General features: G+C 44.0%; 21 protein-coding genes. 14 read left to right on the top strand and 7 right to left on the bottom strand.

Translation table 11 applies throughout. From position 1 onward, the window contains the following. The first annotated feature begins 7 nt into the window (after window positions 1-7). Window positions 8-535: a disulfide bond formation protein B gene (locus tag VXQ11_RS06965; protein WP_144724134.1), complete on the top strand. Its 528-nt coding sequence runs from the start codon at window positions 8-10 to the stop codon at window positions 533-535. A 53-nt stretch (window positions 536-588) separates the two neighbouring features. Here the strand turns inward: VXQ11_RS06965 and VXQ11_RS06960 are convergent, their stop codons facing one another. After that, complete coding sequence (locus VXQ11_RS06960) at window positions 589-1,920, bottom strand: hypothetical protein (RefSeq protein WP_064095179.1); 1,332 nt, start codon at window positions 1,918-1,920, stop codon at window positions 589-591. 246 nt (window positions 1,921-2,166) lie between these two features. Between VXQ11_RS06960 and VXQ11_RS06955 the strand changes: the two genes are divergently transcribed. From VXQ11_RS06955 to urtE, 7 genes are all read left to right on the top strand, one after another. Beyond that, a complete protein-coding gene (locus tag VXQ11_RS06955) occupies window positions 2,167-2,760 on the top strand; it encodes a YqiA/YcfP family alpha/beta fold hydrolase (protein WP_416705720.1) in 594 nt (197 codons plus the stop codon). 1 nt (window position 2,761) lies between these two features. Next, window positions 2,762-4,642 (top strand): DNA topoisomerase IV subunit B, encoded by a 1,881-nt coding sequence (gene parE, locus VXQ11_RS06950; protein ID WP_064095105.1) that lies wholly within the window; start codon window positions 2,762-2,764, stop codon window positions 4,640-4,642. A 358-nt stretch (window positions 4,643-5,000) separates the two neighbouring features. Next, window positions 5,001-6,281 (top strand): urea ABC transporter substrate-binding protein, encoded by a 1,281-nt coding sequence (gene urtA / locus VXQ11_RS06945; protein ID WP_144724135.1) that lies wholly within the window; start codon window positions 5,001-5,003, stop codon window positions 6,279-6,281. Window positions 6,282-6,375: 94 nt separating this feature from the next. Further along, window positions 6,376-8,010: an urea ABC transporter permease subunit UrtB gene (urtB, locus tag VXQ11_RS06940; RefSeq protein WP_191731004.1), complete on the top strand. Its 1,635-nt coding sequence runs from the start codon at window positions 6,376-6,378 to the stop codon at window positions 8,008-8,010. Window positions 8,011-8,014: 4 nt separating this feature from the next. Further along, window positions 8,015-9,088, top strand: coding sequence for an urea ABC transporter permease subunit UrtC (gene urtC, locus VXQ11_RS06935; RefSeq protein WP_144724137.1), 1,074 nt, complete (start codon window positions 8,015-8,017; stop codon window positions 9,086-9,088). Further along, window positions 9,085-9,903 carry an urea ABC transporter ATP-binding protein UrtD gene (urtD, locus tag VXQ11_RS06930; RefSeq protein ID WP_144724138.1) on the top strand — a complete coding sequence of 273 codons (819 nt, stop codon included), beginning with the start codon at window positions 9,085-9,087 and terminating at the stop codon, window positions 9,901-9,903. The genes urtC and urtD overlap by 4 nt, the downstream gene beginning before the upstream one ends. 10 nt (window positions 9,904-9,913) lie before the next feature. Continuing rightward, window positions 9,914-10,612 carry an urea ABC transporter ATP-binding subunit UrtE gene (gene urtE, locus VXQ11_RS06925; RefSeq protein WP_191731006.1) on the top strand — a complete coding sequence of 233 codons (699 nt, stop codon included), beginning with the start codon at window positions 9,914-9,916 and terminating at the stop codon, window positions 10,610-10,612. A 283-nt stretch (window positions 10,613-10,895) separates the two neighbouring features. On the opposite strand, the gene VXQ11_RS06920 is transcribed toward urtE, so the two are convergent. From VXQ11_RS06920 to VXQ11_RS06910, 3 genes are all read right to left on the bottom strand, one after another. Continuing rightward, a complete protein-coding gene (locus VXQ11_RS06920; RefSeq protein ID WP_416705719.1) occupies window positions 10,896-11,618 on the bottom strand; it encodes a hypothetical protein in 723 nt (240 codons plus the stop codon). Between the two features lie 123 nt (window positions 11,619-11,741). Further along, a complete protein-coding gene (locus VXQ11_RS06915; protein WP_416705718.1) occupies window positions 11,742-12,254 on the bottom strand; it encodes a GNAT family N-acetyltransferase in 513 nt (170 codons plus the stop codon). Window positions 12,255-12,334: 80 nt separating this feature from the next. Next, on the bottom strand, window positions 12,335-13,081 hold the full coding sequence (locus tag VXQ11_RS06910; RefSeq protein ID WP_064102593.1) for an outer membrane protein OmpK: 747 nt from the start codon (window positions 13,079-13,081) through the stop codon (window positions 12,335-12,337). A 995-nt stretch (window positions 13,082-14,076) separates the two neighbouring features. On the opposite strand from VXQ11_RS06910, the gene VXQ11_RS06905 reads away from it, so the two are divergent. From VXQ11_RS06905 to dsbD, 4 genes are all read left to right on the top strand, one after another. Then, window positions 14,077-14,442: an HPF/RaiA family ribosome-associated protein gene (locus VXQ11_RS06905; protein WP_064095089.1), complete on the top strand. Its 366-nt coding sequence runs from the start codon at window positions 14,077-14,079 to the stop codon at window positions 14,440-14,442. Window positions 14,443-14,572: 130 nt separating this feature from the next. Continuing rightward, window positions 14,573-15,115: a hypothetical protein gene (locus VXQ11_RS06900; RefSeq protein ID WP_064095088.1), complete on the top strand. Its 543-nt coding sequence runs from the start codon at window positions 14,573-14,575 to the stop codon at window positions 15,113-15,115. A gap of 25 nt (window positions 15,116-15,140) precedes the next feature. Next, complete coding sequence (locus VXQ11_RS06895) at window positions 15,141-15,896, top strand: transporter (RefSeq protein WP_191731008.1); 756 nt, start codon at window positions 15,141-15,143, stop codon at window positions 15,894-15,896. A gap of 16 nt (window positions 15,897-15,912) precedes the next feature. Continuing rightward, window positions 15,913-17,754, top strand: a complete 1,842-nt coding sequence (dsbD, locus tag VXQ11_RS06890; protein WP_416705717.1) for a protein-disulfide reductase DsbD — start codon at window positions 15,913-15,915, stop codon at window positions 17,752-17,754. Window positions 17,755-17,783: 29 nt separating this feature from the next. Here the strand turns inward: dsbD and VXQ11_RS06885 are convergent, their stop codons facing one another. Further along, the gene (locus tag VXQ11_RS06885) at window positions 17,784-18,980 is read right to left on the bottom strand and encodes a GGDEF domain-containing protein (protein WP_064095085.1); all 1,197 of its coding nucleotides are present in this window, start codon (window positions 18,978-18,980) and stop codon (window positions 17,784-17,786) included. Window positions 18,981-19,324: 344 nt separating this feature from the next. On the opposite strand from VXQ11_RS06885, the gene VXQ11_RS06880 reads away from it, so the two are divergent. Next, complete coding sequence (locus VXQ11_RS06880) at window positions 19,325-19,894, top strand: FMN-dependent NADH-azoreductase (RefSeq protein ID WP_416705716.1); 570 nt, start codon at window positions 19,325-19,327, stop codon at window positions 19,892-19,894. 63 nt (window positions 19,895-19,957) lie between these two features. Here VXQ11_RS06880 and VXQ11_RS06875 read toward each other — a convergent pair whose 3' ends face one another. Further along, window positions 19,958-20,869 (bottom strand): alpha/beta hydrolase, encoded by a 912-nt coding sequence (locus VXQ11_RS06875; RefSeq protein ID WP_064095083.1) that lies wholly within the window; start codon window positions 20,867-20,869, stop codon window positions 19,958-19,960. 156 nt (window positions 20,870-21,025) lie between these two features. Here VXQ11_RS06875 and VXQ11_RS06870 point away from each other — a divergent pair, with 156 nt between their 5' ends. Further along, window positions 21,026-21,463, top strand: a complete 438-nt coding sequence (locus VXQ11_RS06870) for a DUF2147 domain-containing protein (RefSeq protein ID WP_064095082.1) — start codon at window positions 21,026-21,028, stop codon at window positions 21,461-21,463. Between the two features lie 71 nt (window positions 21,464-21,534). Here the strand turns inward: VXQ11_RS06870 and VXQ11_RS06865 are convergent, their stop codons facing one another. Next, window positions 21,535-21,885, bottom strand: coding sequence for a Spx/MgsR family RNA polymerase-binding regulatory protein (locus tag VXQ11_RS06865; protein WP_416705715.1), 351 nt, complete (start codon window positions 21,883-21,885; stop codon window positions 21,535-21,537). Window positions 21,886-22,154 lie beyond the last annotated feature (269 nt).

Raw genomic sequence — 22,154 nt, 5'->3', positions numbered from 1 at the left:
ATTCACCATGCAATGGGGTTATCGCTTCGTGAGTGGGGTGTTGTTTCTGGCTGCTGTCATCGGCATGGCATTTGCCTTATATCTTGAGCATGTACAAGGGCTTGCACCTTGTCCGCTCTGTGTGTTTCAACGTGTCGGATTAATCGGACTGGGGATTATCTCCCTCATTGCATGTCTGCATAACCCTGCATCCAATCTCATGAAACGGTTTTATGCCTTGCTGGGTTCGCTCAGTATTTTGTGGTCTGTGGGGGTGGCGGCGCGGCATGTCTGGCTGCAGAACCTGCCCCCAGATCAGGTGCCGAGCTGTGGTCCCGGTCTGGAATACTGGCTGGAAACCTTGCCGTTGCAGTCTGTATTACAACAGGTGCTCAATGGTTCAGGGGAATGTGCCACGGTTGACTGGACCTTCCTGGGCCAATCCTTGCCTGTCTGGTCCTTGATCTTTTTCAGTATTTTACTGCTGGTCAGTGTATGGCAACTGCTGCGTAAATATAAAACCGTACCGGTTAAACGACTGAGAGACAAATATTAATTCAGTCAGTCATAAAAAAGCCCTTAATCGAGGGCTTTTTTATGTGCTTGAGTTTAGGTCAGGGCAATGCCTTCCAGGCTGTCCAGGTCCATTAGATATTCATGAATCTGATCAAAGGCTTCATCTTCTACACTTGGATAAAACCAGCGTACGATCTGTTCGGCCACCAGTGGATGATACTGAATTTCAAAATGGTTCAGGCCATAGAAAATAGCCTTATGTGCATCCGGGACTTTGAGCTGGAAACGAGGATTAGGGTGCTCGCCCAAAGCACTTTTCAAACTGACCAGATAATCGCCAATCATATGCAAGGTCTTGTTCTTGCGGTGTTCAAACTCAATGGTACCTGCAACCAGATAGGTATCGATATGAGAGGGAATCGGGGCAGGTTTGCGGTGATCATCCATAAGGCCGATACGAAGCGGATTATGCTCCCAGTCATCATCACGAACACTACCATGGCGTAAATCCAGAATCCCGTTACTGCGGATATTGACCAGATGGCCAATTAGCCGGATCAGTGGAAAATGTCCAAGTTTGTCCTGCAGGCTAAAGCCAAAACGTTCCAGTACCGCACCATGATGCGGTGAACCCAGACAAACCAGATTCTCCACCATGTTGACCCAGCCATACATATTTTGCTTGCCATAGAACAGTGCACTGCGTGAAACCAGTCCACCCATACTATGTCCAATCAGGTCAATACTGGTAATTCGCGGATTGCGGGTGACCAGTTCCTGTAAGGTATTTGCCAGACTGCGACCATTGGCAGAAATCCGGCGTCCGGTATTGTAGTTCAGGTAGAGCATGGTATTGCGGCTGCGCTGCGCCAGTAATTTTTCCCCGATTCCTTCATATTTGCGATTTGACCAGTCTAAATGGTTCATGCACAGGCCATGTACAAACAGGGTAATACGGCCGCTCAGCTCACCTTTTTGCAGCGAGCCATAATGGTCATAGATCACCATCGGTAGGGCGAGAGGGTTTTGATATTTCAGCAGGTAGTCCCCGATAATGCCATTTAAGGCACTGACCAGGAAATGCAAGGAAGGGGTCAACGGTTTGTTGTGCAGTTTTGGAAACCGTTCAATGATCTGGCGCAAAGCGGGAGCAATCAGGGTATTGCCATAATGAAACAGCATGTCATAAGACATTTGGTAGAGCCGCACAATCGAAGGAATATTCTGAATTTTCTGTGAATTGTTTTCACTTAAACCAAAAATACTCATTAAAATTTCGCGTTGAAGACTTTTGACCAGCTCCTGGATCACATCATTAAAGCGCATCGTGACCAGCTGCGCCAGACCTTCCAGTACATCGGCCTGACTCGGCGGGGTTCGGTCCCAGCGACAATAGGTTTCATGTAACGGTGTCAAACTTGGCATCTGATCCTGTCCTTTCATTGAGCCGCGTGTAGTACTGTCTTTCTTTTTAAAGAACTTCGCGGTATAAATTCTTTTTCTTGTTGGGTTTCCAGATTTTTAAGAGCCTTCGATTAAAATAACGAGAATGAGAAAAGATTTTGAGCTTTTTTGTCAGACAATTTAAGCAATTAACAGGTTATAAAAAGTAGTGTACTTCACATTTTTAAATTAAATTTTGATGATTGATGGGTTTTTTGTTGATAGTTGATGAATATCATTTATTTGCATGGATTTAAGAGTAATTCGAACTCGATCAAGGGGAAATTGCTGCAACACTACTGTGCACAGTATCCAGAGATCCGGGTACATTTACCTGATTTAAACATGCCACCGAATGCTGCCATTGCACATGTGTCCGCGCTGATTGAGTCAATGCAAAAGGTCGCATTGCTGGGCAGCAGTCTCGGGGGATTTTATGCGACACATCTGGTCGCACAGCATGCTGTGCCTGCTGTACTGATCAATCCGGCAATGCGACCATGGCAACTGTTTCGTGAACTGTTTGATGAGCAGTTACCTTATCAGGTACATCCAAACTGGTGTCTGGATGAAGTAGATCTGACACAACTGCAACAATTGGCCCTGCCGGTTGCACAAGATGCAGACAAAATACTGGTTCTGCTGCAACAAGGTGATGAAGTTTTGGATTATCGTGAAGCACATCGTTATTATAGTGCTGCGCATCCCCCGGCTATGCTGATGACTGAAGCGCATGGCAGTCACGGGATGGATGATTTTGCGGAAAAAATTCCGTTCGTCTTACAGTTTTTATTGGACTGCATAAAAAAGGAAACCGAATAACGTGTCTCAATATACGGCTCAATCTCTCGAAGTTCTGTCTGGTCTGGACCCGGTCCGTCGTCGTCCGGGCATGTATACCGATACTTCTCGTCCCAACCATTTGGCCCAGGAAGTGATTGATAATGCTGTCGATGAGGCACTGGCAGGGCATGCCAATAAAATTACCGTCACGGTCTATAAAGATGGTTCTTTGTCAGTCGAAGACAATGGCCGTGGTATGCCGGTAGATATACACCCGGAATATGGCCAGAGCGGTATTGAAATCATCATGACCAAACTGCATGCCGGCGGCAAGTTCAGTACCGATAACTACCAGTTTTCCGGTGGCTTGCATGGCGTCGGGATCTCGGTGGTGAATGCACTGTCGACCCGTGTTGAAGTTGCGGTACGGCGTCAGGGTAACCTGTATAAAATGGCCTTTGAAAATGGCGAACCGGTTGCACCACTTGAAGTACTGGCAGGTAAGGCACCAAAACGGGTATCCGGGACAACAGTTCACTTCTGGCCAGAAGCTAAATATTTTGATTCGCCTAAATTTGCCTTAAAAGCGTTAAAACATAATCTCAAAGCCAAAGCTGTTCTGGCCGCAGGTTTACAGATCAATTATATTGATCAGATCAATGATGAAAAGATCACCTGGCAGTTTGAAAATGGTCTGGTTGACTATTTGATGGATGAGTTGGAAGACCGTGAAATTATTCCGGCACCAGCTTTTGTCGCCACAGGTGATGCAGAGCGCGCCAGCGCAGAATTTGCGATTTGCTGGAATGTTGAAGGTGGTGAAAGTGTTCAGGAATCTTATGTCAACCTGATTCCGACCGCGCAGGGCGGCACCCATGTGAATGGTTTGCGTTCAGGCGTGACTGATGCGATGCGCGAGTTCTGTGAACTGCGTAATTTGCTGCCGCGGAATATGAAACTCTCTGCCGAAGACGTCTGGGACGGCGTGAACTATATCCTGTCACTGAAATTCCAGGAGCCGCAGTTCTCAGGTCAGACCAAAGAACGTCTGTCGAGCCGTGAAGCAGTAGGGATTGTGCAGAATATTGCCAAAGATGCCTTTGCATTATGGTTGAACCAGAATTCTGACATTGCCATGCAACTGGCTGAAATGGCCATTTCCAAAGCCGGTCGCCGTCTGAAAGCGGCCAAGAAAGTTGAGCGTAAGAAGATTGTCGCGGGTCCAACTTTGCCGGGGAAACTGTCGGATTGTGTAGGCCATGATCTAGACCAGTCAGAATTGTTTATTGTGGAAGGGGATTCTGCGGGCGGTTCGGCCAAGCAGGCGCGTGACAAGAATTTTCAGGCGATCATGCCAATTCGTGGCAAGATTTTAAATACCTGGGAAGTCTCTTCTGATGAAGTACTGGCATCTCAGGAAGTACACAACATCGCGATTGCCATTGGCGTGGATCCGGGTTCAGATGATCTGTCTGAGCTGCGTTATGGCAAGATCTGTATTCTGGCCGATGCCGACTCGGATGGTCTGCATATTGCGACCCTGCTTTGCGCCCTGTTTGTGAAGCATTTCCCAACTCTGGTCGAAGAAGGGCATCTGTATGTCGCCATGCCGCCTTTATTCCGGATTGATGACAACAAAGATGTGCACTACGCTTTGGATGAAGACGAGCTGAACAGCATCCTGAAAAAATGCAAAACCAAGAATCCGCAAATTACCCGATTTAAGGGTCTGGGCGAGATGAATGCCAGCCAGTTGCGTGAAACTACACTTGATCCGAACACGCGCCGTCTGGTGCAGCTGGATCTGGATGATGCGCATTTTACCGCAGGTCTACTGGATAAACTCTTGGCAAAAAAACGTGCCAGTGACCGCAAAGACTGGCTGGAGCAAAAAGGTAATCTGGCAGATTTGGTGGTTTAAACTATCGAATTTGAGCAATCAAAAAATCCCGCAAGCGCGGGATTTTTTGTTTTAAAACAGTGCAAAAAATATTCAATGAGCTGCACTTTTTTTGTACACGCTCTTCCGTTTTAGTTTGATCATATTTTCATTGGTCTTTACCAAAGCTATTTAAGGATGGATTGGGGCTCAGTATTTAAATAGACCATGATTTCTTTTCAGTATTACTAAATCTATGATTAATAATACAAATAATGAGGTAGGTTAAAGTAATTTTTTTATTTTTCGAAGTCTTGGCACAGAAATTGAATCACTCCAAGCAGATGTAAAACAAGACAAGCATGAAACATGCACCATTATAAAGTTTGGAGAAAATCTGATGTTCCAACGCAATTTATTTTCAAAAAGTATTTTAGCCGTAACTATGGCAGGGGCTGTTACATTAACAGGATGTTCAAAATCAAATGATGCAGCACCAACAGGTGAGAGTGAGCCAAAAGCAGCCGCCAGTGGTGACACGATTAAGGTCGGTATCCTGCATTCATTGTCAGGCACGATGGCAATCTCCGAAACATCACTCAAAGATACTGCCTTAATGGCTATTAAAGAAATTAATGCCAATGGCGGTGTGCTCGGTAAAAAATTAGAGCCTGTGGTCGTTGATCCTGCATCTGACTGGCCGCTATTTGCAGAGCAAGCACGGCAGTTGATTACCCAAGACAAAGTTGCGGTGATTTTTGGTGCATGGACATCGGTATCGCGTAAATCTGTTTTGCCCGTTGTTGAAGAACTCAATGGTTTATTGTTCTATCCCGTACAGTATGAAGGCCAAGAACAATCAAAAAATATTTTTTATACCGGTGCTGCACCAAACCAACAGGCCATTCCTGCGGTGGAATACTTGATGAGTGAGGAAGGAGGTAAGGCTGAGCGTTTTGTATTGCTCGGTACGGACTATGTGTACCCACGGACCACCAACCAGATTTTACGTGCTTTCTTAAAGTCTAAAGGCGTTGCAGATGCCGATATTATGGAAGAATACACTCCATTTGGTCATAGCAACTATCAAACTATTGTGGGCAATGTGAAGAAATTTGCAGCCGGTAAAAAGACTGCCGTGATCTCCACCATTAATGGTGACTCGAATGTACCGTTCTATCGTGAATTGGGTAATCAGGGCATTAAAGCTTCTGATATTCCAGTGATGGCGTTCTCGGTGGGTGAAGAAGAACTGCGTGGTATTGATACCAAACCATTGGTGGGACATTTAGCCGCATGGAACTACTTCATGTCAGTGAAAAATCCAGGTAATACTGAATTTATGAACAAGATGAAGCAGTATGCGGTGGAATACAAACTGCCAAATGCAGCCAAGTTTGTGACCAATGACCCCATGGAAGCGACTTATGTCGGTATCAATATGTGGAAGCAAGCGGTTGAAAAAGCGGGCAGCACAGATGTCGATAAAGTGCGCGAAGCGATGGCAGGTCAGGAATTTAAAGCACCATCGGGTTATACCCTCAAAATGAATGCAAGCAACCATCACTTACACAAGCCAGTCATGATTGGTCAGATTCGTGGTGATGGTCAGTTTGATGTGGTCTACAAAACATCTCAAACTATTCAAGCAGAGCCTTGGAGCCCGTACATTCCTAAATAAGACCTATCTTTTGCCTGCTACAGCCGTAGCAGGCATTCCCTGATTTTTTTCTTACTCTCCACGGAAAACTTCCAATGGAATAGGGGTGTATATAATGAATATTCGTGTGAATATCGCCACTATTTTTCTGTTTTTTATACAAATATTTTGTATGCAAATGGCAACAGCAGAAACCTCTTTACAAGACAATAATTCAACCATAGCGATACAACAACAAGATGCGATTCAGCAATTTGTGCAAGGTGATTTTGCTCAACGTCGTGCTTTACTCAATCAATGGCCAGGCAGTATTGAACAGTTAGATCAGCTTGCAGAATATGTTGAAAACAACCAGCTTTATAGCGGTTCTCAAGGACAAACTTATATTTTAGAAGCCGATAATCAGTTGCTCAGTTATCCAAGTTTAGATGTCGTTGCAGATTGGCCAAGTGACCTTGCACAAGTCACTTTGGTGAATACCTTGCGTAAAGCACTGACCTTTGGTTTGGCACAAAGCAAGTTGAAGTCGGATGATGCCTCTGAGCGTTTAGAAGCGATTGATATTTATGAAAGCAATCTTGCAGAACTTGATATAGCACATATCAATGCGCTGTATTTAAAAGAACAAAACAATAAAGTCAAAGCCCGTTTGGCACAGTTGAAAGCGCGTCTGGATTATCAAAACTCAGATGTGCTCGTCAAAATTCAAGCCGCAAAAATTTTACAAGATTCTAATCGTCCTGATGTCTTGGCGATGATTGACAATGAGTTGGCACAGCCGAATATCCATCCTGAACTGAAAGCGGCTTTGCTTGAAGCGAAAAGCAGTATTAAAACCCGTATTCAAGCCAGCGAATGGACAGGACATTTATTTTCAGGTTTAAGTACCGCCAGTATTTTGTTGCTTGCTGCACTGGGTCTTGCGATTACCTACGGTTTGCTCGGTGTCATCAATATGGCACATGGCGAGCTCATTATGATTGGCGCCTATACCACTTATGTGGTGCAAAGCCTGTTTAAAAGCTATTTGGGCAGCTATGTCGATTGGTACTTAATCGCCGCGATTCCTGCGGCATTCTTGGTAAGTGGGCTGATCGGTATGTTGATTGAACGTACCGTGATTCGTCCACTCTATGGTCGCCAGTTGGAAACCTTGCTTGCCACTTTTGGTGTCAGTCTCATTCTGATGCAATTGGTACGGATGACTTTTGGTGCACAAAATGTTGAAGTATCGAACATTTCATGGCTGTCGGGCGGGATCTCTATCACGCCTAGCTTAATGCTGCCCTATAACCGTATTGCGATTATTGTCTTTACCATTGCAGTGCTTTTACTGTTGGTTTACCTACTGAATAAAACCCGTTTTGGTCTATTCGTTCGTGCGGTGACACAAAACCGTCAAATGGCGCGAGCAGTCGGTATTCGTTCTAGTCGTATCGATATGATGGCCTTTGGTTTAGGTTCAGGTCTTGCAGGACTAGCCGGATGTGCTTTGGCACAAGTCGGTAACGTCGGGCCGGATTTAGGGCAAAACTATATTATTGATGCCTTCTTGGTTGTAGTTGTCGGTGGTGTAGGTCAGGTGTGGGGTGCAGTCCTTGCAGCGCTTGGTCTAGGTATTAGCGGTACCGCCTTGGAAATTGGCATTGGTGCGGTACTGGCAAAAATTGTTCTCTTGGTGCTTGTGATTTTGTTTATTCAAAAACGTCCACAAGGTTTGTTTGCCATCAAAGGTCGTTTTGTGGAGTAAGCACATGAAGATTAAACAATTATTATCCGACAAACCACATAGCGGGATTGCCATAGCCGTGTGCTTTGCCATCTTATTGGCATTGCCATGGCTACATTTATTACCTGCCGATTCAACCCTGCATTTATCTGCTTATTGGGTTACCTTGATTGGCAAAATCATGTGCTTGGCCTTGGTCGCTTTGGCACTGGATTTAGTCTGGGGCTATGCCGGCATTTTAAGTTTGGGGCATGGTTTGTACTTTGCCCTTGGCGGTTATGCCTTTGGGATGTACCTGATGCGCCAGTCTGCAGGGGATGGCATTCCTGACTTTATGCGCTTCCTCAGTTGGACGGAAGTGCCATGGTTTTGGGTGGGTACGGAGTACTTTCTTTGGTCGCTCGCACTTGTAGTGTTAGTGCCGGGCATCATTGCCTTTATTTTTGGCTTCTTTGCTTTCCGCTCGAAAATTAAAGGCGTGTATTTCTCGATTATTACTCAAGCCATGACTTTTGCAGCAGCATTACTGTTCTTCCGTAATGAAACCGGTTTTGGGGGTAACAACGGCTTTACCGGTTTTAAAACTATTTTAGGTATGGACATTACCTCGGCATCGATGCGGGCAAGTTTGTGCTTTATCACGGCATTGGTGTTGTTGCTGTGCTTTATCGGCTTACGTCATTTGATGAATAAACCTTATGGTCGTGTACTCGGTGCCATTCGTGACAGCGAAAACCGTCTGCAATATTTGGGCTACCGCACGCTTTGGTACAAGCTCTCGGCATGGGTGCTGTCTGCGGTGATTGCAGGGATTGCAGGGGCGCTGTATGTGCCACAAGCCGGCATTATTAATCCAGGTGAAATGAACCCGGTGAACTCGATTGAAATGGCGGTTTGGGTGGCAGCGGGTGGACGTGGCACACTGATTGGTCCATTGATTGGTGCAGGTGTCATTAACGGGGTAAAAACCTATTTCACCTCGGCTTATCCTGAAGCATGGTTACTCATTTTGGGTGCGCTATTTATTGTGGTCACCATTTTCTTACCGAAAGGCATTATTGGTCTGTTTGACCGTTTTAAAAAGGAGCGTAGCGAATGAGCGAGATCCTACAACCTCATGGTGGTCATGCTTCTGAAGGCTATGGTCGTCCAAGAGAACAAGGCGCAGACTTTACTCACGGCATTGCGTTATATCTGGAAAAAGTCAGTGTATGGTTTGATGCCTTTCGTGCCCTAAATGATTTGTCGTTGTATATCGAAGAGGGTGAATTGCGCTGCATCATCGGGCCGAACGGGGCAGGGAAAACCACCCTCATGGACGTGATTACCGGCAAAACCCGACCAACCGAAGGCAGCGCTTTTTTTGGGCAAAACTATGATTTGTCGAAAATGAGCACCGAAGAAATTGCCGAAGCTGGTATTGGGCGCAAGTTTCAAAAACCAACAGTGTTTGAAAATTTCACAGTGATGGAAAATCTGCTGCTGGCTGCACCCAAAGACAAGCGGGTGAAAAAGAGTTTCTTTAGCAAGCTCGATCCTGATGCACAAAATGCTTTAGATGAGTCCTTAACGCAAATTCGTCTGCAAGAATTTATTAATAAACCTGCTGGCTTACTGTCACATGGTCAAAAGCAATGGTTAGAAATCGGCATGTTGCTGATGCAACGTCCAAAACTGATTTTACTGGATGAACCTGTAGCAGGCATGACCGATGCAGAAACTGAACGCACGGCGGAGCTGTGTTTAGAACTCAAGAAAAATCACACCCTAGTCGTGGTCGAGCATGACATGAGCTTCATTGATACCATTAGTGAAAAAGTCACCGTGTTGGCACAAGGCGCAATTTTAGCAGAAGGCACATTGGCAGAAGTACAAACCAATGAAGATGTCATTGAAAAGTATTTAGGACGTTAAGGAGACCGCGATGTTAGAAGTCAAAGACGTCAATCAATTTTATGGTGGCAGTCATATTTTACGTGATGTGTCGTTGGCTGCACCTGTGGGTGAATGTTCGGTGGTACTTGGACGCAATGGTGTGGGGAAAACCACGCTCCTTAAATGCCTGATGGGTATTTTACCGATTAAATCCGGACAGATTTTGCTGGATGGTAAAGACATATCCAGGCTCAGTCCTGAACAGCGTGTACGTGAAGGTTTGGCTTATGTGCCACAAGGTCGAGATATTTTTTCAACGCTGACGGTGGAGGAAAATATTCTGATTGGCATGGCGAAATTTAAAGGAGCAAAGACACGTAAAGTGCCTGAGCATTTGTATGAAATTTTCCCTATCTTGGAGGAAATGAAGCACCGCCGCGGCGGAGATTTGTCCGGTGGTCAGCAGCAGCAGCTTGCCATTGCACGAGCCCTTGCTTCTGAACCGCGTGTGCTGATTTTGGATGAACCGACTGAAGGTATTCAGCCATCCATTATTAAAGACATTGGCCGGGTCATTCGTAAACTGGCGGATGGTGGTGAGATGGCGATTGTGCTGGTTGAGCAGTTTTATGACTTTGCTGAAGAACTTGCCGATGGTTATACCGTGATGGCACGTGGGCAAGTCGTGGCGCAAGGTGTAGGCAGTGAAATGCCGGAGAAGGGAATTCGGGAGTTGGTGGCGATTTAATGCTTCTGAAGCCTCCCTTTTTTAAAGGGAGGTTTGGAGGGATTAAATTTTAAATCTCCTCTTACCAAGCAGAGTTTCTCATCTCCTAAAGAGAGAGGGGAAATCTTCTTTTAAATAATGGAGGGATTAGATTTCTGTATTTTCATCCCAAAGGAAGTACATGCCAAATTGTCCGGTTCTAAATTCACCGCCTATCGCTTTGCCCGTATCAGCCATATTTTCCCTATAATATTTTGAATATTATGTTTTTTTATAGGGCAATAAGATATCGCTGAATCGGCAATCACTCAACCTTTAAATACATGCCATCCGCCGAGACATTATGCCCAAAACCGCAAGACATCGGATTTCTGCTATTGACCATAATCTGTTGTCCAATTTGAGCGTTAAACTGAAATTTCAAATCAATTCTGCAGTCGTCATAACGATATTGGGTATGTGTTTTGTTCAGTGGCATGCGGGTTGAAAATTCTCCCATATTAGGACCATAAATCAGACTGCGTAAACCCATATAGAGTCCATTAAACTCAATCTGGTAGGCATTCGAAGCCTGTTTAACTTCCATCGTATTCCACTGACCAAAACCTGCATAGCGGACATATTTCCCTGCAAGACTCTTCGGTTTTTTTGGTACAGGTAACTGTTTTAGATTGAACTGGCTGGCTTTAGCATTCGGGAAAACGGAAAACCAGGCGCGTGCCCATTGCGGCTTTCCAAGCTTGGTATAACTTATGCCGACATTATTAAACGCCGTGGTGATATCACGTTCAGAAAAAGCTTTACCACCGTCTTCTACATTCATCGCACAAAAGGATGACCAGGCCGCTTGTTGCTCAAATTGCGCTATGGCCTTTTGATATTGTTTTTGGTCGTAGAATTTCTTGCCATTATTTGCATAGTTTTGGACTTGGCTACAGCCTGAATGCAATTCTTTCTCGAACTCTGAATCAGCAAAAGTGGGCGTGCTTATACTTAAAAGAATAATAGGAAATAGAGATTTGTACATGGTGTTATTCAGTATGATTTTGAGCTGAATACAACATAGCAAGTCCGGGAAGTAAATAGAATATCTGTTTTGATCAGACTAGTAATGAGCTAACATTAAAGAAGAATTTAATATAAGACTGAATCAAGCCAGATCCAGATTGAGTTGTAAGAGGACCAAATCACGCCATTGCCCAAACTTCTGTCCGACTTGTGGCATATACGCAGTTTGAATAAAGCCCAGTTTTTCATGCAGGCGAAGTGACGAGGTATTTTCTGAATCAATTGCGGCAACCATAATATGCAATTTCTGTACTTGAGCCTTTTCAATTAAATACTGCAATAATTTAGAACCCAGACCTTGTCCTGCATAATCCGGATTTAAAAAAATGGAATGTTCAACCGTCTGTTGAAAGCCCTGAATACTGCGAAAATGATCATAACAGGCATAACCAGCCACGACCTGATTTCGAGTATCTTCAACCACAAAAACTGGAAAATTCTGATTTTTAAGCTGCTTAAACCAGATTTTGAAATAGTTCAGATCAAAAGCCGTTCTGTTCCAGGTCGCAGTGCCATAGAGCACTTCCTGATTATAAATCTCAAGGATGGTTTCAAGATCAAGTTCGGTCGCAGGGCGAATGTCAAAATCAGGCATATTCTTGTTCTGTTAGGGTAAAGCTGAAATTATGGTTTAAAAAAAGCAGAACCGAAGTTCTGCTTTTGATCATACATCAATTAGAAGTGATACTTCACAAGGGCACTGACATTGTTTTCGTCCGTACCTTTCACAGCATATTTGTTATTCCAGACAGAATGTTCAATACCCAGGTATAGACGGGTTTCTGGAGAGATATGTTTGCCCAGATTCCACTTGTATTGGGTAGTCCAGTTAAGCTCGCTCGCATGACCATTTTTTTCAGCAGTAGACCAGTCAAGGAATCCATCAACAAGAAAGTCTTCGGTGCCAACTTTGAAAGGAATAGCGTACACCACAGTCATTTGGTAATCGTCTTCAGAGCCTTTTTCATTATCGGCCTTGTAGAAGTTTAGCTGAGTATACTGAAAATACGGAATTTCAAGGTCAAAGCCAACACCATACAGATAATTGTTAAAATCACTGCCAGGATAGTTAGCGCTATTGCCTTCCCATGTACCCGCAATCAATACATCTTTAATCGGTCCAAGTTCAAGCTTTTGACCGGTGACAGCACCCAGACTCAAACGAGGTGATACTTCAAAATACGTTGCATTACCTGAGTCATTATGAGTACGGTCAGCAAAACCGAAGAAATCCCCGTAGTTCAACTTGGCAGCATATTCAAAGGTTGCAGTGGTTTGCTGGTTATCGTCACCTGCACCCGGGAAGGCATAGTGTTCACCATAAAGACCAGTAATGCTGAAGTCCTGCCATACAGGTTTTGCTTGAGCAAATACTGCAGTTGAAGCCAATGCACAAAGTGCTGCGAGTTGTGTAAATTTCATTTAAATCTCTCCCCCAAGAAAGCAGAATAAGCATACAGATTAATAAGTAAAAATAAAGTTAAAATTGCGGATCTAGCCAAAATATTCAGGGAGTCATGACCGCGGAGGAATCAGTCTTATTACTGCTATTCCGGTCTGAATTTTCTAAGTCTTTATTTTAAAAAGTCGAAAAAGAGTGATCTTTGTTTGCTTGTTAAGACGGCAAAACATTATTTATCTATAAACAAGCATAGAACATTCAGTAGGTATAAGAGGCTTATGAGGAGATTAAGTTATTAAAAATAATTGAATTTTTATCATAAAATATTATTTTTAGGTAATAGCAGATGAAAAGAACTCATGGCTTGGCACTTAAATCTTGAAGGTATTGCTCTTTTAGATTTTATTCACCATTGATGTCATAAAACCGGGTCTAAAATTTTAGATTATTGGTTACTTGTCCAGCTTTATTCAGATAAAAAAGTATCTGGATTGTTTAATCTTGCTGCTTAAACAGCCAAAACTAAGCTTTTTGCAAAGCTGTTTCTGCTACGGCACACTAGAATGAAAAAATAATCTGCTTATCCGTAGTGATTCTAAATACAAAATCTATTATTTTTAATAATTTGCTCTCATTTTGTATTCTTGGGGATAATGGGCGGCTGCAAGTTATAAGCAGATTTTATAATGAAGAGTTCAATACCCAGTCACATAAATAATATTGCAACTACACCATAACTCATCAGTTGTTTTTAACTCGGTAAGTACTTGTCACAATCAATTATTCTTTTGCTAAAAATCCAAAATACCACTTGCATATTTTCCAGATAGGGCCGATATTCTAGATATAAGGACACGATTCTGCAGACTCAAAAAATGTGTTCATCATTCAAAGTGGAGGTTAGAAGTCCAGTCATTTGGAGATGTAAAATGCAATGTGAAACAGCAAGTTAAGAGCGTGCCAAGATAAAGAATTTTGCACTAAAAAAGTTACAAAGATTCGAGGGTGGTAATTTATGAATATTGAAATCCGTACAGATAAGCACATTCAGAATAGCGATCGTTTAATTGAGTATGTACGTGCAGAATTGAATCAGGAATTCCAGCGCCACAGCGAACGTATTACCCATTTTTCAGTCCATCTTAGTGATGAAAATGGCGCCAAAGGCGGTGAAGACGATATTCGCTGCATGATTGAAGCACGGCCTGCAGGATTGAAACCAGTAGTGGTCAATCATCGTGCACCGAGTGTAGCGACTGCGATTAGTGGTGCTATTGACCGGCTGAAACGCAGTCTGGAGCATGTTATCGAGAAAAATGATGACCCTCGTGCAGGTACACTGGAACTTGCAGATACGGATACAGTAGATACAGAAAACTGATTTCGGAACGATTTGAAAAGAGCCCTGCGGGGCTTTTTTCATATTAAAACCAAAATATACTTGCTGGAAATACAACAAAAGCCTCTTTATTCGGCATAATAGTCGAAAACGAATTAAAGTGAGTTCCATCATGTTAACTGCGCAACAACAGCTTTTTGTGCAAGCACTCGAAGAATTGAATCTGGAACAGGTCAAACAGCTGCTGGCAGGTGGACTCAATCCAAATTTTGTAGATCATGACAAAGGTCCGGTGATTTCGGTCTGGTCGGATGGCCTGTTTAAATGGTGGGAAGAGGTGTGCGAGTTGTATGAAGCCGGCACCCCACTTTCAGAAGATGAAAAGCAGGCACGTTTACAAGTGCATTTACAGATTCTGGAAGAGCTGATCCAGGCCAAAGTAAATCTGCATCTCTGGGATGCTGAAGAAATTTATGGTCCGCTTTGGGATGCTGCAAGTGCCGCATGTGCACCTGCCGTACAGCGTTTACTTGATGAAAAAGTAGATCCGAATAGCAAAGATGAAGATGGCATGACAATTTTATCTTCAATTAGTGACCTGTTCTTTGACTGTGATTTTGATGAAATTAACTGGTCAGAAGCCCTGCAAGAAGAAAAACAGACGCTCGAACTACTTCGTAGTCATGGCGCAAAAATGACCAAAGAGCTTGGTTAAATACATTTTATAAAAGAGCCTGGATATGACAACATTAAGAATTTTGGGTCTGATAGCACTGGCGAGTTGTAGTGCCCAAATTTTCGCAGCTGATTTTGAATTTGACCGGCCTGGTGAAGGTCTCGGTACCGGCATCACTCCCGTAGGAAAGGTAGCCTGGGAACAGGGATTGCCCACAGTTCAGTATAGCGATTCAGGCGAGCAGACGATTACCAGACTTAATGCAGATATGTTGTTACGTACCGGGATTGCCAAGGATTTAGAACTACGTCTGGGCTGGGATGGTCCTGGATGGAAGCAAGTAAAATCCAATGGTCAGACCGATGACGAAGACGGCTTGGGTGATATCAGTATCGGTCTAAAAAAAGCCATTGATCTGGATGATGACAAACTGAGTATGGCCTTGCTGGCTGAAGCAATTATTGCGACAGGCAATGCCGGTTTTAGTAATGAAGAGGATATTTACAGCCTCAGTTCTGCAGTTTCTTATCAGTATAATGAGTTGGTAAGCACAGCAATCACCATGCGTTATGAATGGCAGGACAGTCACTGGGCAGTTGTGGCAGTTCCATCTTTAGGCTACCAGATTAAAGATCGCTGGTCAGGCTATTCTGAACTGGTTTACCGTAAGGCTGAAGGAGTCAATAATGAATACGCGCTTGGCACTGGAGTGATGTATGCATTAAACGATCGTGTCCAGTTGGACGCCAGTGTAGGTGTAGATCTGAATGGTATAGATCGAAGCTACTTCTCAGGCCTAGGCTTATCTGTCCTGTTCTAAGCGGTTTAGTTTACAGATGATCAAATACTCGCAGTTTCCGGTCTGGGGGAAAGTACTTGTCCCGCTCATTTTAGGCTGCTCTGTATTCAGTAGTCCTGCTCAGGCGGAAACGGCATTGTTGTCTGCCGAGCAGGCTTTTCCGTTAACTGTGATCTCCACCAGTCAGCAGCAGGCTGAACTGAGCTGGCAGATTCCAGACAATTATTATCTGTATCAGCATAAAATTGAATTGCGGCAGGGCAATCAGGCATTAGTGCTTGAATTGCCGCCAGCTGAAGATTTATATGATGACAACTATGGGCATACCCAGGTTTATTACCAGCAGTTAAAGTTTCAGGTTCCGACCCAGGCGGGGCAATCCTATCAGGTCAGTTGGCAGGGCTGTGCTAAAGACCGGATCTGTTATCCGCCACAAACCATCCAGTTCAAGACTGATTTGTCCGGTCTGGTACAATTTGAAACAGCCGGATCAGGAACAAAACGTTTACTTGATTTGAATAGCGCCTCACCGCAACAAAATACCATGTTTAATACAGCAGATTCCTCAGAGTCTGCTTCAGATAACCTCTCCGCATCAGACCGGCAAACCGGACCCTATGCAGCACAAGACCAAAAATGGTCAGCCCAGCTGCTTGAACGCTCTTTAGGTTATGGGCTTTTGCTGTTCTTTGGTTTAGGAATATTACTGGCTTTTACCCCATGTTCCTTGCCGATGCTGCCGATTCTAACGTCGCTGATTGTACGAGACAGCAAAGGCCTGAAAGCTTGGATGATTGCACTGACTTTCGTCAGCAGTATGGCTGCTGTCTATGCGGTACTTGGCTTAATTGCATCTTCAGCCGGCCTGAACTTCCAGCGCTGGTTGCAGCAACCCGCCACCTTGATCGGGTTTAGTCTGCTATTTGTCCTGTTTGCCCTGAATCTGTTTGGCCTGTTTGAAATCAAACTGCCCCAAGGTCTGGTGCAGCGTCTGGACCGGGCACAGGCCATGCAGCAGGGAGGTAGTCTGGTCAGTGCGGGTATTATGGGAGTGATTTCGGCACTCCTGGTCGGGCCATGCATGACTGCACCACTGGCCGGTGCATTGTTGTTTATTTCCCAGACCCAAAGTCAGTGGCAGGGAGCTCTGCTACTGTTTACCCTGGGTTTCGGAATGGGTGCACCTTTACTACTGGCCAGTATTCTGGGGGCGCGGATTCTACCGAAAGCCGGGCACTGGATGAATCAGATTAAAGTGCTCTTTGCCTTTATCATGCTGGCATTGGCCCTGTATTTTATTCGGCCGCTGATTTCAGAAGCTGTTTTACAGTGGTTATCCCTAGCCTTGGGCATGGCCTTTGTTGCCTATGTACTATTCCGGATTTTCTGGCATCGTACTGGTCTAAGATGGCTGTATATCCTGTGTCTGGCATTGGCCGTGCCTTATATTGCTTATAGCCAATATCAGCATAGTCAGCGGTTTTTTGTGGAGCAGGCGAGTACAGAAGCCAAGTGGCATGTGGCCCGTAATGCGGCCGAATTTCAGCAGATTTTGGCCAAGGTTCCACAAGGACAAAAGGTCATTATTGATGTCTATGCCGACTGGTGTGTCGCCTGTCAGCCGATCGAACACCGGATTTTAAAATCTGCAGCGGTACAGCAGGCCCTTGCGCCATATTTCCTGATCAAGCTGGATTTAAGCCAATATAATGCTTCTCATCAAGCACTATTAAATCAATGGGAAATTCTTGGACCGCCGACGTATTTATTCTTGAATGCGCAGCAGCAGGAAATCCGGGGGTTGCGATTGACCGGTGCATTTAGCGAAGCTGAATTGCTGGCCCAGTTGCAAAATTTGGCGCAAAGCGAAAAGCCTTAGTATTCAATATTATCCAGAAATTTGGCTGTTTAGGAAACTTGCATCTGGGCAGTCAGTGGCTCAACATAGGCTTTGACCAGATTACGTCCATCCGCTTTAGCCTGATAAAGTGCCTGATCGGCCTGACTCAATAATTGTTGTGGGCGTAAATCAGCTGTCGAAATGGCAATCCCGAAACTGGCCGTGACCGGAATCAACTCACCCTCATCACTGAAAATCTGCAATTGCTGAATGGCAATGCGGCAGCGTTCAGCCACTTGTTCGGCTTTTTCCAGACTGGTATTTTTAAGCACCAGAATAAATTCTTCCCCGCCAAAACGGCCGACCACATCACTTTCACGCAATTGCTGGTTCAGCACGGCGCTCACTTCTACCAGGGTTTCATCACCCTTATGATGGCCAAAATGGTCATTAATCTTCTTGAAATGATCCAGATCCAGCAACACCAGGGCATAATTGGGAGTCGCTGCGGCATTCAGTTTGTCCAGACACTGATTGATGCTACGACGGTTAAACAGGTTGGTAAGCGGATCGATCTGGCTCAGCTGTTTGATCAGCTGCTCGCGATGTCGCCATTGACTGAGCAGAATCTCGAATAACACCATGCAGACGGCCAGAATTGGCAAAATGAAATACAGCATCGATAACAGCCAGAAACCATTATAAAAAAGCTCGCCATCGAGATTAAATAGCGGTGAATAAGGCAATTGATGGCTGAAACTTAAATAGGCACATCCACCTAGGAAAATTGACGCTGGAATCAGCATGCTATAGACCAGTGTGCGATGGAACAGCACCAGTCCCACCATAATTAAACAGACATAGGAGGTCGTGGCCACAGGGCTGATCACCCCGACGAGATAGGCGTCACGACACAACGAGATAACAAAAGTACCCACTGCCATGTAAGGCAGATAACGTTCAATCAGCTGATTCCCCTGAAATTTATAACAGGGAAAAATCAGGAGAAATAGAATTACCAGAAAGCTGCTGTTCAGAGTAATTTGTGTATAGACCCGTTCTAGATGAACATATTGCCAATATTCGGGATTTAATAACACGAAAATATCCCAGCCGAGCCAGGTCAGATGTACTCCGCATCCCAATGCCAGCATCAGGATGCACTTTTTTAGAATACTCCAGTTCATCACGACTTCATCTTCGACCAGATATTTCGTGATTTTATGCTTCAGTATTTTTTCTGGTACAGGCGATATTCGCTTCATGGTCCCGGCCTGATTTTAATTGCTATGGCAGTTTTTTTTAAGACTTATCGGATATTTATGGCGTTATTTACATAAGATAACATAAGTTGGAGTACTTGATAAACAACAATATTTAACTCGGTTTGGTTATTTTTATATCTTGTCTGGTGGGCTTTAGCCTGTGATGCAGGCACTCAGTGCTGTGTCAAAGTATCCTTACTTAAAAATCGGAGAGCTTAAGCAGTACACAGTTTTGTTCTAAATTCAGGATGATGTGTTTTATTGGTGCTAATTATTTCATTATGATGAATAGTTAAAATAGCTGGATTAATTATTCAATAGAACCGTAAAGAAAGAGCCACATCATGAAAGTTTTACAGATAGATTCCAGTATTTTAGGAGAAGCCTCAATTTCGCGTCAGTTGACGCAGGCTATGGTAGAGCAATTACAGCAAAAATATGCTGAGGCAATTGAAGTTGACTATCTGGATCTGGCTGCACAGCCCATTCCACATCTGAATGCTGAGATTTTAATGGGTCAAAATGCAGAACAGACTGCCTTAAGTGACAAAATTTTAGAGCAATATTTGCAGGCTGATATCGTGGTCATTGGTGCCGCGATGTATAACTTTGGTTTACCCTCGACTTTGAAGGCCTGGATTGACCGGATCTGTGTCGCAGGACGTACCTTTAAATACACCGAACAAGGTCCTGTGGGTCTGGCGGGAAATAAGAAAGTGTATATTGCCAGTAGCCGTGGTGGGGTTTATGGCGAGCAGAGCCCGGCTGATTTTCAGGAAGCTTTCCTGAAAACCGTATTTAACTTTACTGGTGTAACGGATATTGAAGTGATTCGTGCCGAAGGAGTTAACATGGGCGAAACTGCCAAAGCACAAGCGCTGCAAAGTGCATTACAGCAGGTTCAGGCTATTTAACTCAGCCCTTTCCTTTCTGAATAAAGTCAGCTGCGGCTGACTTTTTTACATGCTGAATTATATTTAATCCCGATCCAGACCATGGGCAAATTCAGCAAGATCACCTAAGGCCTGTTTGGCTTCATCGAACCAAGCACTGAACATCTGGAAATTATGCCACATGCCGGTATACAGTTTGAATTCAACCTCGATACCTGCCTGTTCGGCTTTTTCTTTAAAACGGGTCGCATCATCCAGCAGAATTTCCTTGGAACCCACCTGAATATGGATCGGGGGCAAGCCGTTTAAATCGGCAAAAAATGGGGAAACTTCCGGATCGCCACGGTTAATTGAGCGCGGGACATAATATTCAATTCCGGTTTGAAGTGTTTCCAGAGAAAGCAGGGAATCATGTTTCTGGTTATAGCGTAAAGATTCGCTGGTTAAGGTCAGATCCAGCAGGGGAGACAGGAGAATCAAACCGCTAACCTGTGGGAGATTTTCCTGCTGTATTTTAAGTGCCAGCGCCAGTGCCAGATTGGCTCCACAAGAGTCGCCGGACAGGATGATATCTTTGGCCTGCACTCCTTGATCCAGTAGCAGGTGATAAACATCAAACAAGGCTTCCAGGGCTTCCGGATAGGCAGATTCAGGGGATAGCGGATAATCTACATGTAGGACCTGCATTTGCGTCCGAGCTGCAATTTGCGTCATAAAAGCACGATGGGTTTTTAAGGAGCCTAAATAAAATGCACCACCATGAATATGAAAAATCAGCTGGCTGGATTCCTGCTGTGGTTTGATCTCCTCAGCACGTAGCCCCGCCAGACGTAGGGAGCGAATCTCCACAGTTTTGTCCTGAGGGAAAAGTTTGCACATTTGTTCCAGTGCAAGACGCATGGAACTAGGTGGAAGATTCAATCTGCTCGGGGCACGAATGGCTGTTTTTAAAAAGCTTTCTGTAATTAATTGTTTCGTTAGCGCGTTTATCTTCATTTTCCTTCCATCTTTTTGTGCTTTTATTAATCATGTAGATTATTTACCAACCATATTTACAAGGTTACACTAAATAGTCACAGCTAAAAATTGAAAATTTGTTGTGACTTTTTAATACTAGATTGGTCTATTTTCAGACTAAGGAAATGAAGAAAAATGAAAAAAATAGCGCTTATGTTAGGACTACTAGGCTTATCTGCATTGGCTAATGCTGCGGATCCTTTAAATGGCACGGTATGGAAAACCATTGATGACAAAACCAAGCAGCCGAAGGCGATGGTTAAATTCACTGAACAAAAGAATGGCACTTTGTCAGCCAGCATTCAGTCGGTGTTAACTCCAGGTGAAGAAAATGCCTGTACCAAGTGTGAAGGCCCTTACAAGAACAAGTCACTCAAAGGCTTGACTATTGTCAAAGGTCTTAAAAATACTGGTGGTACCAGCTATGACAGCGGTTCAATCCTGGATCCACAATCTGGCAAAACTTATAAGTTGAAAGGTCAGCTGGCTGATGGTGGCAAGAAGCTTGAGCTACGTGGTTTCATTGGTGTAGCAGCATTGGGTCGTAACCAGACCTGGATTCGTGCCAACTGATTTATTTAAGTAGATATTTAAAAGCCTGACGGATGTCAGGCTTTTTTTATGGCGCTTGTTTAAAAAAGAAATCAAGAATCTAAGTTACGATAGGCAGATTCATCAAAACCGGCAATAAATCCTGCAGAGGTTGCCAAGATAGGGCGTTTAATCAAACTGGTGTGAGTGGTTAATGCATTAATTAAAGCATCTTCACTCGATAAGGCCATCTGTTGTTCTTCTGCGCCGAGTTTACGCCAGGTAGTACCTTTCTTGTTCAACACTACATCCTGACCCAAGGTGTCCAGCCAGATTTTCACTGTTTCAGCATCGATGCCCTGTTTTTTATAATCATGAAATTCATAAGCGAGACCTTGCTCATTAAGCAGATCAAAGGCTTTTTTCATTGAACTGCAATTTTTAATTCCGTAAATTTTTAACATAGCTGTCATCTAGAAAATTTAAATCATGCATTAGCTTAACCAAATTGGCCACAGCAGACCATGTAAAACCCAACCAGGAAAAGGAAAATTTTTTAAGTATCAGTTTTAAATACCTGCCAAGCCCTGTCATTAAAATGACATCAAGCTGCTTTAACATTGGTGGCAAGAAAAAGAATAATCCGCATCATAAAAAATGAAATTGAGGTGTAGCATAAGTAATAAAAATAGAAAACCCGCATTTAATCATCCTGATCATGCGGGTCTCAATC

The sequence above is a fragment of the Acinetobacter sp. 197 genome, assembly GCF_048148385.1.
Taxonomy (GTDB): Bacteria; Pseudomonadota; Gammaproteobacteria; order Pseudomonadales; family Moraxellaceae; genus Acinetobacter; species Acinetobacter pecorum.
The sequence above is the reverse complement of the archived record's forward strand: the minus strand, read 5'-3'. Positions and strand labels throughout refer to the sequence as shown.

What these genes read in the sequence shown, in the direction of transcription:
- VXQ11_RS06965 (WP_144724134.1), top strand. Translation starts at nt 8, where the DNA reads ATGCAATGGGGTTATCGCTTCGTGAGTGGGGTGTTGTTTCTGGCTGCT.
- VXQ11_RS06960 (WP_064095179.1), bottom strand. Translation starts at nt 1,920, where the DNA reads ATGCCAAGTTTGACACCGTTACATGAAACCTATTGTCGCTGGGACCGA.
- VXQ11_RS06955 (WP_416705720.1), top strand. Translation starts at nt 2,167, where the DNA reads ATGAATATCATTTATTTGCATGGATTTAAGAGTAATTCGAACTCGATC.
- urtA (WP_144724135.1), top strand. Translation starts at nt 5,001, where the DNA reads ATGTTCCAACGCAATTTATTTTCAAAAAGTATTTTAGCCGTAACTATG.
- urtB (WP_191731004.1), top strand. Translation starts at nt 6,376, where the DNA reads ATGAATATTCGTGTGAATATCGCCACTATTTTTCTGTTTTTTATACAA.
- urtC (WP_144724137.1), top strand. Translation starts at nt 8,015, where the DNA reads ATGAAGATTAAACAATTATTATCCGACAAACCACATAGCGGGATTGCC.
- urtD (WP_144724138.1), top strand. Translation starts at nt 9,085, where the DNA reads ATGAGCGAGATCCTACAACCTCATGGTGGTCATGCTTCTGAAGGCTAT.
- urtE (WP_191731006.1), top strand. Translation starts at nt 9,914, where the DNA reads ATGTTAGAAGTCAAAGACGTCAATCAATTTTATGGTGGCAGTCATATT.
- VXQ11_RS06920 (WP_416705719.1), bottom strand. Translation starts at nt 11,618, where the DNA reads ATGTACAAATCTCTATTTCCTATTATTCTTTTAAGTATAAGCACGCCC.
- VXQ11_RS06915 (WP_416705718.1), bottom strand. Translation starts at nt 12,254, where the DNA reads ATGCCTGATTTTGACATTCGCCCTGCGACCGAACTTGATCTTGAAACC.
- VXQ11_RS06910 (WP_064102593.1), bottom strand. Translation starts at nt 13,081, where the DNA reads ATGAAATTTACACAACTCGCAGCACTTTGTGCATTGGCTTCAACTGCA.
- VXQ11_RS06905 (WP_064095089.1), top strand. Translation starts at nt 14,077, where the DNA reads ATGAATATTGAAATCCGTACAGATAAGCACATTCAGAATAGCGATCGT.
- VXQ11_RS06900 (WP_064095088.1), top strand. Translation starts at nt 14,573, where the DNA reads ATGTTAACTGCGCAACAACAGCTTTTTGTGCAAGCACTCGAAGAATTG.
- VXQ11_RS06895 (WP_191731008.1), top strand. Translation starts at nt 15,141, where the DNA reads ATGACAACATTAAGAATTTTGGGTCTGATAGCACTGGCGAGTTGTAGT.
- dsbD (WP_416705717.1), top strand. Translation starts at nt 15,913, where the DNA reads ATGATCAAATACTCGCAGTTTCCGGTCTGGGGGAAAGTACTTGTCCCG.
- VXQ11_RS06885 (WP_064095085.1), bottom strand. Translation starts at nt 18,980, where the DNA reads ATGAAGCGAATATCGCCTGTACCAGAAAAAATACTGAAGCATAAAATC.
- VXQ11_RS06880 (WP_416705716.1), top strand. Translation starts at nt 19,325, where the DNA reads ATGAAAGTTTTACAGATAGATTCCAGTATTTTAGGAGAAGCCTCAATT.
- VXQ11_RS06875 (WP_064095083.1), bottom strand. Translation starts at nt 20,869, where the DNA reads ATGAAGATAAACGCGCTAACGAAACAATTAATTACAGAAAGCTTTTTA.
- VXQ11_RS06870 (WP_064095082.1), top strand. Translation starts at nt 21,026, where the DNA reads ATGAAAAAAATAGCGCTTATGTTAGGACTACTAGGCTTATCTGCATTG.
- VXQ11_RS06865 (WP_416705715.1), bottom strand. Translation starts at nt 21,885, where the DNA reads ATGTTAAAAATTTACGGAATTAAAAATTGCAGTTCAATGAAAAAAGCC.